Raw genomic sequence first — 13,421 nt, 5'->3', positions numbered from 1 at the left:
GAGCTCGATATCTACTTCTGCGATCCGCACTCGCCATGGCAACGCGGCAGTAACGAGAACACCAACGGGCTGCTGCGCCAATACTTTGCTAAAGGCACCGACCTATCAGTGTTCCCGGCCGACTACCTCGACTACGTTGCCGCCCAACTCAACACCCGACCCCGCAAAACCCTCGGCTGGAAGAAACCCGCTGAAGTCCTCGACGAGCTACTCTCAAACCCGCCAAAACCACCCGCTGTTGCATCCACTGCCTGAAATCGCCGCCCGTATATAGAGGGCTGGAGGCAAGGAGGCCCCATGACCGCCCCGTCGACAAGCCTCACCCAGCAGATGATGCGGCGCCGCCCCGTGATCGGCGCGCCCATCGCCCATGGCGCCTCCGACCACCTGGAACGAAGTATCGGGACCTTCCAGCTGACGATGTTCGGCGTCGGCGCCACCGTCGGCACCGGCATCTTCTTCGTGCTGTCGTCGGCGGTGCCGGAAGCCGGTCCGGCCACCGTCATCTCGTTCATCATCGCGGGCATCGCCGCTGGGCTTTCGGCGATCTGCTATGCGGAGATGGCCTCGACGGTGCCGGTGTCGGGGTCCACGTACTCCTACGCGTACACGACGCTGGGCGAATTCGTCGCGATGGGCATCGCCGCCTGCCTGCTGCTGGAATACGGGGTCTCGATCTCGGCGGTCGCGGTCGGTTGGAGCGGCTACCTGAACAAGTTGCTGGACAACCTGTTCGGCGTACAGATCCCGCAGGCTTTGTCGGCCGCGCCATGGGATACCACGCCCGGCCTGATCAACCTGCCCGCCGTCATTCTGATCGTCATGTGCGCGCTGCTGCTGATCCGCGGCGCCAGCGAGTCGGCCCTGGTGAACACCATCATGGTGATCATCAAGCTGGGCGTGTTGTTTCTGTTCTGCGTCATCGCGTTCACCGCGTTCAACACCGATCACTTCCAAGGCTTCATGGACTCCGGGTGGGCCGGCATCAACGCCGCGGCGAGCACGATCTTCTTCTCCTATATCGGCCTCGACGCGGTGTCCACCGCAGGCGACGAAGTCAAGAATCCGCAGAAGACCATGCCGCGCGCGATCATCGGCGCGCTGCTCGTCGTCACGTCGGTCTACCTGTTGGTGACCATCTCGGCGCTGGGCGCACAGCCCACCGACGAGTTCGCTTCCGAAGAGCAGGCCAACGCCGGCTTGTCCGTCATCTTGGAGAACCTAACCGGAAGCACTTGGGCCAGTACGGTTCTCGCAGCAGGCGCGGTGATCTCGATCTTCTCGGTGGCGCTGGTCGTGATGTACGGACAGACACGCATCCTGTTCGCGATGGGCCGCGACGGCCTGCTGCCGTCGATGTTCGCGAGGGTCAACCCGCGGACCATGACCCCGGTCAACAACACCGTGATCGTGGCCGTGGTCGTGGCGATCCTGGCCGGCGTCGTGCCGCTGGACTACCTGCTCGATATGGTGTCGATCGGCACGCTGGTCGCCTTCATCACGGTCTCGGTCGGCGTCATCGCCCTACGCGTGCGCGAACCCGATCTTCCGCGCGGCTTCAAAGTGCCGCTGTATCCGATCACGCCGATTCTGTCGATACTGGCCTGCATGTGGGTTCTGCGCGGACTGCACTGGTACACCTGGGCGTGGTTCGGCGTGTGGGTCGCCGCGGCGCTGGTGTTCTACCTGTTCTGGGGTCGACGTCACAGCGCGCTCAATGACGGTGGCGACGGCTACATTCCGACCGCTGTGGCCGGCGAAGACGACGTGCTCACCGCCCCGCCGAAGGACGCGCCATGACCGTCGCCGTCGGTTACCTCGCCGGAAAGGCGGGCCGGTCCGCCCTGTACCTCGGCGCCGAGGCCGCAAACACGTTGAAGACGTCGCTGGCCGTGGTCACCGTGGTGCCCAGGCCTTGGACCACGCCGTCGCCCGCACGCATCGACGCCGAATACGCCGCATGGGCGGACCAGTTGGCGGCGGACTCGCATCGTGAAGCGCAGGCCAGCCTGCGTCAGATCGCCGAAGGGCTGGATGTCAGCTTTCACAAGGTCGCCAGCCGAACTCCGGGCGAGGGCCTTCTCCAAGCGGCCGAGGAACTGTCCGCCGATGTGCTGGTGACCGGTTCGTCCTCCGACGGCTCATTGGGGCAGGTGGTGCTCGGCTCCACGACCGACTGGCTCCTGCACTCCTCGCCGATACCCATCGCGATCAGCCCGCGCGGATACCGAGGATCGAAGGCGGGCAAGCTCGTCCGCGTCACGTGCGCCTGCTCGGGCACACCGGAATCGGTGCGCGTCGTCGAACGCGTGCGGGCGCTGACCGAGCGGTTGGACGTCAAGATGCGGGTGGTGTCCTACGCCATCCGGGGCCGCACGATGTTCCCGCCGGAGGTGGGCCTGCACGCGGAGGATTCGCTGCTGGCCGAATGGGCTAAGCAGCTGCGCGAAATGCTGGCCAAGCTGAAGGCCGACGGTGTCGTCGGCGACGATGTCGAGTTGGAAGTGGTCACCGGCAACGGCTGGGACGAGGCGCTCGACGATACCGACTGGGAGGACGGCGAATTGCTGGCGCTGGGCACATCGTCGCGGCGCACGATCAAGGGCGTTTTTCTAGGTTCACACGGCGCGAAGATCATCCGGTACAGCCCCGTGCCGGTGTTGGTGTTGCCCAGCTGATTTCAGTACTTCATCGCGCCGCGGTCGACGGCGATCTGGCTGCCCGAGATGGTGGCGGACCCGTCGCCGGCCAACCAGGCGACGACATCGGCGACCTCCTCCGGCGCCATGAATTCCTGCAGACCCTTCTTGCTTTCATGGTTGACCGGTTTGACCGGCATAGGTGAGAAGCCGTGGATGAAGCTGGGGTACTTGGCGAAGAGGTCCATCATCGCCTCTTTCTCCACCATCGGCGTCTCGATCGAATACGGGTGGATGGAGTTGACCCGAATCCCGTACTCCCCCACCTCGAGTGCCAGCGAGTTGGTGATCGCCACGAGGCCGTGTTTGGACGCCGAGTAGTGACCGTTGCCGGGCGTGGCCTTCAACCCGGCCGAGGAGCTGACGATGATGATCGACCCGCCGTTGCCCGCCTCGATCATCGCGGGCACAGCCGCCCGGATCGTGCGCCATGTGCCGTTGAGATTGACGTCGATGACGGTGTCCCACTGCTCTTCCGACATCTCGTGCATCCGGCCCCAACTCAGCACGCCGGCGTTGGCCACCACGATGTCGAGCCTGCCGAACTGCTCGACACCGTCGGCCACCACCTTCTGCAACGCAGGCAGATCGCGGATGTCGACCTCGCGGGCGAGCACCTTGCGGCCGGTCGCCTCGACGGCCTGCACCGTCTCCGCCAGCTCTTCGGGCGTGCCCAGCGGGTAGGTGATGGTGTCGGAGATGGGTCGGCAGACATCGATCGCGATGATGTCTGCGCCGTCCCTGGCCAGCCGGACCGCATGGGCCCGGCCCTGGCCGCGCGCGGCCCCGGTGATGAATGCCACTCGCCCTTCCAGAGGACCGCCAGACGCCGTCACCACTGCTCCTTTCGTGCGCTGCCGACCAGGCTAACAGCCGAACTGGAACGTGTTCTAGAGCCCAGGCGTGGGCAGCCAGGGTGTGTTCGGATTTGCTCGGTCAGTCCAGCGGGTCGCGGGTCAGTGGGCAGGTCATGCAGTGGCCGCCGCCGCGGCCGCGGCCCAGCTCCGCGCCGACGATGGTGATGACCTCGATACCGGCCTTGCGCAGCAAGGAGTTGGTATGGGTGTTGCGGTCGTAAGCGACGACGACGCCGGGTTCGACGGCGACCAGATTGTTGCCGCTGTCCCACTGCTGGCGTTCTGAATCGTATTTCGTCCCACCGGTTTCCACGACGCGCAGCTTGTCCAAGTCCAGGGCCGCCGCGACGACTTCCACGAACGGTTTGGTGGCCTCTTCCACCTCCACGCCGGGATCGGCGTCGCTGGGATGCAGCACGAACGTCTGCAGCGAGTCGACGATGTCGGGATAGATCGTGACCACGTCGCGGTCGGCGAAGGTGAACACGGTGTCCAGATGCATGGCCGAGCGCAGCTTCGGCATGCCCGCGACGATGACCTGACGCGCTGCCCCGTCTTCGAACAGTTTGGCCGCCACCTGGGTGATGGCCTGGCGCGACGTCCTCTCACTCATCCCGATGAGCACGGTGCCGTTGCCCGGGATGAGCACATCACCGCCCTCGAGCGTCGCCATCCCCCAGCTCTGCTCGGGGTCGCCCCACCAGACCTTGGACCCGACGAAATCGGGGTGGAATTCATAGATCGCCTTCATCAGCAGCGTCTCGTCGTGCCGCGCGGGCCAGAACAGCGGGTTGAGCGTGACGCCGCCATAAATCCAGCAGGTGGTGTCGCGGGTGTAGAGGGTGTTGGGCAGTGGCGGCATCAGATATTCGGTGACCCCGGCCGCTTCGCGGGCCAGCGCCCGGTAACCGGATTGGATCTCAGATGGCAGATCGCGTGTCGACATCCCGCCGATCAATAACTCGGCGAGCCGCCGCGGCTGCAGCGAGTCCAGATAGGCGCGGGTGTCGTCGACCAATCCGAGGCCGACCTCGTTGGCGGTGATCTTGCGGTCCAGCAGCCACGCCTTGGCCTCGTCGATCGCCATCGTTTCGGCCAGAATATTGTGCAGTTCAACGACTTCCACGTCCCGGTCTCTCATCTTGTCGATGAAGTCGAAGTGGTCGCGGCGGGCGTTCTGCACCCACAGCACATCGTCGAACAGCAGGTCGTCGCAGTTCGTCGGAGTGAGCCGCTCGTGCGCCAACCCCGGCGAGCACACCAGCACCTTGCGCAGCTTGCCAACCTCGGAGTGAACGCCGTAGTCGGCGGCTGGATTCGTCACCTCTGCCCCTCTCTAACTGTGCTCCCCTTTAAATCTCGATCGCCCCTGTCGCCAAGGACACCACACCCACCACGGCGCCGAGGACGATCACGCCAAATAGCACCGCTTCGGCCTTGGTGAACACGCGCAGGTCGCGTTCGCGGCGCGCCTTGAAGTACAGCGCCGCCGCAGGCGCGTACAAGATGCAGGACAGCAGCAGCTTGTCCATGCCGGCGGCGTAGATCAGAAACAGCGTGTACACGGTTGCGACCGCCGCGATCACCATGTCGCCGACGAGCGACTTGCCGTCGCCGTACGTCTCGCGGGTGGCGGTCAACTTCAACGCGTAGGCGGCCGCCAGCAGGTACGGGATCAGGGACAAGGCGGCGGTCAAGTCGAGCATGAAATCGAGCGCGTCGGCGGCGAACAGCAGCGCGACGAGCAACAGCGACACCAGCCCGGCCGCCATCACCAAGGCGGGCACCGGCGCGTCATGCCGGTTGGTGCGGGCCAGGAACTTCGGCATGTCCTTGGATTTCGCGGGTATGAACAGCACCTCGGCGGCCATCAGCGTCCACGCCAGGTACGCGCCGAGCACCGAGACGATGACGCCGACGCGGATGAGGACCGATCCCCACGGGCCGACGACCGCCTCCAACACCGACGCCATGGACGGCTGATCAACACCGGCCAACTCATCCTGCGGCATCACGCCGTAGGACACGAGCGTCACGAGTGCGAAAACGCAGAGCACACTGAGGAAACCGACGACGGTCGCGCGACCCACGTCTTCGCGTTTACGCGCCATCCGCGAGTAGACGCTTGCGCCTTCAATGCCAAGGAAGACGAAGACCGTGATCAGCATCGTGCCGGTGGCCTGATCCCAGAGCGACGCAAACGAATAGCTCTCCGCGCCCCAGAAGTTGTCGGCGAAGACATCGGCCTCGAACGCGATCGCGACGATGACGATGAACATGAGTATCGGCACGACCTTGGCGATCGTGACGATGTAGTTGATGACGGCGGCGTCCTTGACGCCACGCATCACCAGATAGACGAACAGCCACACACCGATCAGCGACACCACCACCGCCAGCACTGTGTCGCCGGCCCCGAACGCGGGCACTACCGCACTTATCGTGGCGGTGATGAGGACCCAGTAGGAGGTGTTGCCCGCGCAGGCCGACGCCCAGTACCCGATCGCGGAGTTGAAGCCGACGTAGTCCCCGAAACCCGCCTTGGCGTAGGCGAAGATGCCTGCATCGAGATCGGGCTTGCGCATGGCCAGGCGTTGGAAGACGAAGGCCAGCATCAACATCCCGGTACCGGCGATGGTCCAGGCGATGATCGCGCCGAGCACACCGGTCTCTGTGCCGAATCTGCGGGGCAGCAGAAACACGCCCGAGCCGATCATCGAGCCCACCACCATAGCGGTCAGTGTCGGGAGACTGACCTTCTGATCCTTCGCCGATGTCTCGGTGGTGGTCATGCCGTTTCCTCCGGTTCTGTGACGGTTTCGGCGCGCACAACTTTGAAGCCGGTAAAGCCGTACAGCACACTCAGGGCGGGGCTGGCGATGTTGAACAATGCGAACGGCATGTACGCCAGCGTCGAGACCCCGAGCACCGCTCCCATGAAGGCTCCGCACGAATTCCACGGGACCAGCGGTGATGTCACGGTAGCGCTGTCGGCGGCGAGCCGAGAGAGATTCTGCGGAACCAGTCCCCTCCTCTCGAACTCGGCGCGGAACATCTTGCTCGGCAGCACGAGTGCGATGTACTGGTCGCCAGCGACGACATTGAGGCCGAACCCGCAGCCGAACACCGTTAGATACAGCCGGCCTTGGGACTTCGCCCTCTCAATCAGCGGGGTGATCACTCGGTCTAGAAGACCCAGTTGTTCGAGCAACGCACCAAAGGTAACCGCTCCGATGATCAGCCAGATAGTCAGCAGCATGCTGTCCATGCCGCCGCGGGAGAGCAGCCTGTCTATTTCGGCGATCCCGGAGTTCATTGTGAACCCGTTCGCCATCGTCTTCCAGACCGCCTGAATGGAACCGACGACAACGTTTGAGCTGCCGTCGATTTCGCGAGCGAACTGCGTGACAACGCCGCGCTGGGTCACGGTGGCCTGTGCACCAGCGAACAGCGCCGCGGCGGTCAATGCCAGCGAAGCGGGCACCTTACGGATCGACAGAAATGCCAGCAACGCCAAGGGGATTAGGTTCACCGGGTTGATCCAGAAAATCTCGGACAGCTTCGCCAGTTCGATGTCCTCGCTGACGAGATCGTGGACGGGCGGTCCGGCGATACCCAAGACGGTGAACACGATGCAGGCGAGGATGAACGCGGGCACCGAGGTCCACGCCTGACTGCGGATATGGGTGTAGAGGTCGACCCTGACCATTTGAGCGGTCAGGATCGTCGTTTCCGACAGTGGGGAAAGCTTGTCTCCCAGATACGCTCCGGAGATGACTGCGCCCGCAGTGATCGCCGTCGACACACCCAGCACGCCTGCAATGCCCACCAGGCCTACCCCGATCGTCGCACTCGTTGTCCAGGAACTGCCGATTGACAGGGCCACCACTCCGCAGATCACCGCAGTCGCCACATAGAAGAAGCCAGGCGAGAGGATCTGAATCCCGTAGTAGACCAACGTCGGGATAGTGCCGGACAGATTCCACGTGCCGATCAGGGCGCCGACCGCCAGCAGGATGAACAGCGCACTGGTGATCGATGCGAGTGCGGATTGCCCGGCCTCCTGTACCGCCGCCCAATCGTGACCGTTCTTCATTCCGATCAGCGCGGCGACCGCACAACAGAGAATCAGCGCAACCTGAACCGGCCCGTCTAGCGCGTCGAGCCCGAACAGTCCCAGTGATGCGGCGATCAACAACGCCAACGCACATAGGGGAATCAACGCGTCTGACAGTGACGGTTGCCGAACCGTGTGCTCCTGCGTCACTGTCCTGACCATCCCTACCGGTCGAATCGACCCCTTAGGGAAACAATTAAGGATTTCACGGCGTGCACGGACACATGACTGAGTTTCTCGTCAATCCCCGGTTCGGGCGTACGCATCGAAAATCAATTCACAGATCCGCAAGAATCTGCGCTCGCTTGGTGGAGTACTCTTCGTCGGAGATGACTCCGCTCGCGCGCAGCGTCTCTAACTCCTGAAGCCGTTGTGAGACAGACGGTTCCGGTGACGCCGCGTACTGCGATGAAGGCGCACCGGCAGCGCCAGGCATGGGAGACGCCGCAGCAGCGGCGGCGGTAGGTTGCTGCGTGGTCGCCTGAGTCGGTGCCGCCCGCCGAACGATCGCCTGGACCTGTTGCCGCGCAGCAGGATTGGACCGCAAGTCGATCATGTTGTTCATGCCGATACCGTGGTTCTTGAGAACCTGCAGGATCTCCATCAACGGGCCGGTCTGACCGCTGAGGTCGTAGGTGCGGTTCTCTTCGGCGATGGTGAACGTCGCGGGCACCAGCCCGTTGATCAATGCGCTGCGTTCCCAATCGATTTGATACTGCTGCGTGGCCGGATCGACAAGCACCACCAGCTTGCGGTTGGTGAGATTTCCGAGCCGTGTCACGCTGGCGATCACACGGTCCTGCGCTTCGTACGAAGCGATGCCGGGACCCTCGATGCGGAGTTGCAGTTTGACCACCGGTTGCTCGTTGATGCGGGTTCCTGTTTCACCCATGCCGATGATGTGGGCGAGCGCCAGCACACCACTCTGCTCGAGCGCTGCGGTCTTGGCCGCCGATTTCGCGCCGTAGTTGGCGAGCGCCAGGGCGACAAGAATGTCAACCGCGGTGATGGCCAACCCCGCGTAGAACATCCACTTGAGCAAGTCGCTCTGGCCGGCGGCGAAGTAGACGATAAGAAAGATCGGACCGACGAGGCCGCCGCACAGCAGGACCATCAGCTGAGCCTTGACGTAACGCCACAACATCTGCCACGCTCCTCGCTTCGGCGGGCGCTTCGCGTGTCAGAGTATCGCCGTCAGGCGTTTTAGGCGCCGAAACTCAGGTTGCATCGGCTGCAGTTGTTACGCGCGGGTCGTCGGAACCTCAGGCTGCTGGGGCGTCTGCTCCGCGGTGGGGGGACCGAGAAGCTGACGCACCATCCAGGTCCACATCTGCCCGTCGCTGTCGGCCGTGGTGTAACTGGTGTGGATCGCGACGGCCGCAGGCGAGACCTCGTCGACGTCCGGGTCGTAGTCGCAGACGGCGTCACCGGCGTCGCACACGCTGATGGTCCGCACGCCGATGTTGGCGGGCAGCTTCGCGGGTGCGTGCGCCAGAATGGGCCAGTCCTGCGCTGCGCCGCCCGTCTTCTCCGGATCCGTCGACGCCGAACCGATGTTGACCGTGGTGTCGTCGGGAATCCGGTCGCCGTCGGCGATCAGCAGTGCCGCAGCCAGATTCGGATGGGCCCCGATCGCGTGCAGGTTGCGGTGCACGACCATCGCGCCCTGGGAGTAACCCGCCAGCACCACCTTGGTTTCCGGGCACTGCGCAGTGAAGGCCGCATACTGGCCGCCGAGTGCGGCCGTTCCGGTGTCGACGCTGCCCATGTAGTCGGCCCAATCGAGCACACCGGCGTCGATGGGCACATCCTTGGCGGGATAGTTGACCGCCTCGGCGGTGATGGTGCGGCCCTCTTCTTCGAGTTGCGCGGCAAGCTCCTGATAGGACTGATAGATCACCCGGCCCATGCCCTCATACGCGGCGACCTCGGCCGGGGTGCGCTCACCCGACCCCGCGGCACCCATCCAATGGACGTCCGGGCACCCCGGAGCGGCGTTTGCGACGCCGCCACTGAATCCGACGAAAGCGCTGCCTGCCACCGCGACGGCGCAGGCCGCCATACTCGCCCGACCAAACATCTGACCCCCAACCCGACCTGCAGAAACACGTTGTACGCGAGGAATATCGTCTCATAGGTCCCACGCGTTACACATGTCACAGGAAATCGTTATCAAGCGGTCGTAACTGTGTTGCAGACTCCGGTTCACCTGACTGTCGGGCCCCCGTCGACCTCGAGGTTTCGGTGTCGGCCGGTCATCCTGGGACGAGCGGCGTCGGCGGCGTTTGCGGGGTATTGTCCCGGCCGTGGCAACGATGAAGATCGCCCGTGTACCCGAAGCGAACGCACAATTCGAGTTGGCGGAGGTGGAGATACCCGAACCGGGCCGCGGCCAGGTCCGCGTCAAGGTTCATGCCTGCGGGGTGTGCCACTCCGACTCGTTGACGGTGGCCGGCGCATTCGGTAACTCGTTCCCGCGCGCTCCCGGCCACGAAGTGGCGGGTGAAGTGGATGCCGTCGGGGACGGCGTCACCACATGGAGCGTGGGAGACCGCGTGGGGGTCGGCTGGTTCGGGGGCTGCGATTTCACCTGCGAGCCTTGTCGTCGCGGCGACTTCATCTCATGTGAGAACGGCCTGGTGCCCGGCATCGCGTACGACGGCGGTTACGCCGAGTACATGGTGGCGCCCGCAGAGGCGGTGGCCCGAATTCCCGATGAGCTCTCCTACGTCGACGCCGCACCGCTGCTGTGCGCCGGCATCACGACATTCAATGCGCTTCGTGAATCCGTTGCGCGACCGGGTGATCGGGTCGCCATCCTCGGCGTGGGCGGACTCGGCCACCTCGGCATTCAGTACGCAGCCAAGATGGGCTTCGAGGTCGTCGCCATCGCGCGCGGCAAGGACAAAGAGCCGTTGGCGAAAAAGCTTGGCGCGCACCATTACATCGACTCCACCGCCTCCGATGTCGCCGCCGCGCTGAAAGCCCTTGGCGGTGCCAAGGTCGTACTCGCCACGGTCACCGCGCCCGAGGCGATGACGCCTGCCCTCGCGGGGCTCAAGGCCAGGGGGCAACTTGTGGTCGTCGGTGTGTCAACCGACCCGATCCAAGTACCGCCGGCGGCCATCATCCCCAATTCGACGTCGGTGCAGGGGCACGCGTCGGGAACATCCCAGGATTCCGAAGACACCCTTCGGTTTTCGATGCTGACGGGGGTTCGGCCGATGATCGAAACGGTGCCGCTGTCGGAGGTTCAAGCGGCCTACGACAAGATGATCCGCGGGGATGCGCGGTTCCGCATGGTCTTGACGATGGACTAAGCGCCCATCTAGGCGAAAAGAAGCGGCGCTCACCCGGTGGGGAGTGAGCGCCGCTCGGCCTAGCGTGGCTATCGCGGTTCAGTCGTCGTTTCCGCTCCCGTCGTTGTTTCCGTTGCCGGTCGGACCGTTGTGGCTGTTACCGACGCTGTTGCTGCTGCCATTGCCGTTGTTGTTCGCAGTGTTGTTGTTCGAGGAGTTGTTGGCGACGTTGCCGCCCGCGGTGGCCGTGTTGGTGGCGTTGTTGTTGTTCGTGATGGCGCCACCGGTAGCGCTACCACCGATGTTGGTGTTGCCGCCTCGAGTGGCTCCGCCCCGCACGTCCCCAGACGCCGCGCCGGCCACCTGTAGGTTGCCGATCGCATCGCCGGCGTCATCGTTGTCCTCGATAGTGCCGGTCGTCGGACCGGTCTGCGTCGCACCAACACCTGCGTTGTTGTTCGCGCCTTCGTTGGTGCCGAGGACGGGCACCTGCACCGGGATCTGCACCGGGATGGCGGCCCCGGCATTCACCGGAACGGCCGCACCGGCGTTCGCACCAGTGACATTCGAACCGCCAAGACCCGCACCGAGGCCGACGGGCAGCGCCGTCGCCGGATTGACGCCGAGCGTCGTGCCGAGTGCAGCGCCGTTGCCGATGGCGACCGGAGTGTTGGCCGTCACCGGGGTGTTCACGTTGATGGGCGTATTGGCCTGTACCGCCGTGCCGCCGATCACCGGGCTGAGGGCATTCAGCTGGTTGTTCATGATATTGCCGTTGGCGTTGCCGAACTGATTGACAACCCCGTTGCCGTTGTTTCCGATGACATTGTTGTTGTCGTTGAGGTTGCCGCTGCCGAACCACCAACCCAGATTGCCGTTGTTATCCGCGAATGCCGCGGGGGCCCAGGCGATTGCGCCGAAACCGATGGCGGCTCCTGCGGCCGCACCGGCCGCGACAGTCTTCTTCAAAGTCATCTCGCGTGACCTGCGGTGTGTACCCATCTCGTTGAGCTCCTTCGCTCTTACCCCTGTGTTATTCAGTTACGTGTGGCGTAAAGCTATGACCTGCTTGCGGTGTCAGGCGGCACCGCTGCTCACAGTCACCTCATCCGCACCTCCCACGGCCCGTGTGCATCCGGCTACTCCGTGGAGTCATGGTTCTGATCGCCACCTTGGGTCGCGTTGGCGCTCGGATTCTTCCGGTTGAGGCCTAATGCCTTCTTGACGGCATCCGACGTTCTGTCGATCGCGCCGGCGATGCGCGACCCGAGCCGTCCGGGTTTCGGTGTTCGAGTTCCGACACCGGATTTCGCCTGCTGCCCGGGCAGCTGGCTGCCCGTCGTCAGCACCTCTTCCCCGGTGGTGGCGGTCTCTTCCGTGCCCGACGTCACCTGGGCATTGGTCAGATCCGACAGATCCGGACTGGGCAGAACACGCAGTTGGTCGTTGATGATGTTGCCTGTGCCGTAACCGGTTTGGTTGGTGTTGCCGTTACCGTTCGTCCCGACAACGGTGTTGTTTCCGCCATCGGAGGACACCTCGTTGGTGCTGTAATTGCCGTTGGTGTCGGCATCGTTGGTGTCGGCGCGGTTATTGCTGAGGTTGGACCCCGAGATACTCCACTGCGGATTGACGAGATTGGAGACGAAGGCGGCGAGCTGATTGGTGTTGCCGTTACCCGTCGTGCCGCCGAACAGGCCCGTTCCGAGGAGCCCGCCCGAGGTCGTCGACGTCTGGCTGAAGTTGCCGTTCAGGAAGGAGAGATTGGTAGCCGCCTTGTTGTGACTTGTGTTTCGGCCGAGAAGGGCGAACTGCGGGTTGAAGATGTTGGCGGAGCCCGCGGCGACCTGATTCGTGTTGCCGTTGCCGAGCACGCCGCCGAACAGGCTGGTCCCGAACAGACCCTTCGACGTCGCTGAGGTACTGCTGCCGTTCCCATTGAGCCCCGCGACGTTGGTGATCGCGGTGTTGTTGCTCCAGTTGTCACCGAACAAGCTGATCTGCGGGTTGAAGATGTTGCTCGAGAAGAGCGAGAGCTGGGTCGAATTGCCATTGCCCGCGGCACCGCCGATGAGGGCCATGCCCTCGCCGCTGCCGGTAGCGGTGGTGTCCTTGCCGTTGCCGTTGCCGATCGCGACATTGCTGATGGTGGTGTTGCTGCTGGTGTTTCCGCCTCTGGCGCTGATCTGGGGGTTGAAGATGTTCTACGAGGCGATGTTGATCTGCGTGATGTTGCCGGTTCCCGTGGCGCCGCCCAGCACTATCGGTCCGAACAACCGGGACTTGGTGGATTGCGTCGTTTGATGACCTCCCAGACCGAGGAGGTAGTTCGACAGCGTTTTGTTGTCGCTGATGTTCGACCCGTCGCCGCCTGTTGCGCGTCGCTCAGGATGACGATGATGGCGTCAATGGGGTGGACGACGATCTGATGATGAGAACGGCCCCGCTC

At 64.0% G+C, this 13,421-nt stretch carries 13 protein-coding genes; 5 read left to right on the top strand and 8 right to left on the bottom strand.

The window, feature by feature from the left end:
- The 3 genes from CQY20_RS31290 to CQY20_RS31280 all read left to right on the top strand — a co-directional run.
- On the top strand, window positions 1-255 hold a 255-nt coding region (locus CQY20_RS31290; protein ID WP_109789712.1), incomplete at its 5' end, for an IS30 family transposase.
- A 42-nt stretch (window positions 256-297) separates the two neighbouring features.
- Window positions 298-1,800 carry an amino acid permease gene (locus tag CQY20_RS31285; protein ID WP_097944843.1) on the top strand — a complete coding sequence of 501 codons (1,503 nt, stop codon included), beginning with the start codon at window positions 298-300 and terminating at the stop codon, window positions 1,798-1,800.
- Window positions 1,797-2,678, top strand: coding sequence for a universal stress protein (locus tag CQY20_RS31280; RefSeq protein ID WP_097944841.1), 882 nt, complete (start codon window positions 1,797-1,799; stop codon window positions 2,676-2,678). Before CQY20_RS31285 ends, CQY20_RS31280 begins: the two co-directional genes overlap by 4 nt.
- A gap of 2 nt (window positions 2,679-2,680) precedes the next feature.
- Here the strand turns inward: CQY20_RS31280 and CQY20_RS31275 are convergent, their stop codons facing one another.
- The 6 genes from CQY20_RS31275 to CQY20_RS31250 form a co-directional block, all read right to left on the bottom strand.
- Window positions 2,681-3,535, bottom strand: a complete 855-nt coding sequence (locus tag CQY20_RS31275; RefSeq protein WP_174814680.1) for a mycofactocin-coupled SDR family oxidoreductase — start codon at window positions 3,533-3,535, stop codon at window positions 2,681-2,683.
- A gap of 100 nt (window positions 3,536-3,635) precedes the next feature.
- Entirely contained in the window at window positions 3,636-4,880 is a 1,245-nt protein-coding gene (arcA, locus tag CQY20_RS31270; protein WP_097944839.1) for an arginine deiminase, read from the bottom strand.
- 28 nt (window positions 4,881-4,908) lie between these two features.
- Entirely contained in the window at window positions 4,909-6,348 is a 1,440-nt protein-coding gene (locus CQY20_RS31265; protein WP_097944837.1) for a basic amino acid/polyamine antiporter, read from the bottom strand.
- Window positions 6,345-7,835 carry a Na+/H+ antiporter NhaC gene (nhaC, locus tag CQY20_RS31260; RefSeq protein ID WP_097944835.1) on the bottom strand — a complete coding sequence of 497 codons (1,491 nt, stop codon included), beginning with the start codon at window positions 7,833-7,835 and terminating at the stop codon, window positions 6,345-6,347. Before nhaC ends, CQY20_RS31265 begins: the two co-directional genes overlap by 4 nt.
- 115 nt (window positions 7,836-7,950) lie before the next feature.
- Window positions 7,951-8,817, bottom strand: a complete 867-nt coding sequence (locus tag CQY20_RS31255) for an SHOCT domain-containing protein (RefSeq protein ID WP_097944833.1) — start codon at window positions 8,815-8,817, stop codon at window positions 7,951-7,953.
- Between the two features lie 96 nt (window positions 8,818-8,913).
- A complete protein-coding gene (locus CQY20_RS31250) occupies window positions 8,914-9,753 on the bottom strand; it encodes a cutinase family protein (RefSeq protein ID WP_097944831.1) in 840 nt (279 codons plus the stop codon).
- 235 nt (window positions 9,754-9,988) lie between these two features.
- Between CQY20_RS31250 and CQY20_RS31245 the strand changes: the two genes are divergently transcribed.
- Complete coding sequence (locus CQY20_RS31245) at window positions 9,989-10,993, top strand: alcohol dehydrogenase (RefSeq protein WP_097944829.1); 1,005 nt, start codon at window positions 9,989-9,991, stop codon at window positions 10,991-10,993.
- Window positions 10,994-11,071: 78 nt separating this feature from the next.
- Here CQY20_RS31245 and CQY20_RS31240 read toward each other — a convergent pair whose 3' ends face one another.
- Both CQY20_RS31240 and CQY20_RS31235 read right to left on the bottom strand, forming a co-directional pair.
- Window positions 11,072-11,947: a hypothetical protein gene (locus tag CQY20_RS31240; RefSeq protein ID WP_097944827.1), complete on the bottom strand. Its 876-nt coding sequence runs from the start codon at window positions 11,945-11,947 to the stop codon at window positions 11,072-11,074.
- A gap of 164 nt (window positions 11,948-12,111) precedes the next feature.
- A complete protein-coding gene (locus tag CQY20_RS31235; protein ID WP_133119181.1) occupies window positions 12,112-12,846 on the bottom strand; it encodes a hypothetical protein in 735 nt (244 codons plus the stop codon).
- Between CQY20_RS31235 and CQY20_RS34645 the strand changes: the two genes are divergently transcribed.
- Window positions 12,836-13,276, top strand: coding sequence for a hypothetical protein (locus CQY20_RS34645; protein ID WP_133119180.1), 441 nt, complete (start codon window positions 12,836-12,838; stop codon window positions 13,274-13,276). The two genes, CQY20_RS31235 and CQY20_RS34645, sit on opposite strands and share 11 nt — an antisense overlap.
- The last annotated feature ends 145 nt before the right edge of the window (window positions 13,277-13,421 follow it).

Source organism: Mycolicibacterium agri (assembly GCF_002553505.1).
Classification (GTDB): domain Bacteria; phylum Actinomycetota; class Actinomycetes; order Mycobacteriales; family Mycobacteriaceae; genus Mycobacterium; species Mycobacterium agri.
This window is presented reverse-complemented; position numbering and strand designations above follow the sequence as displayed.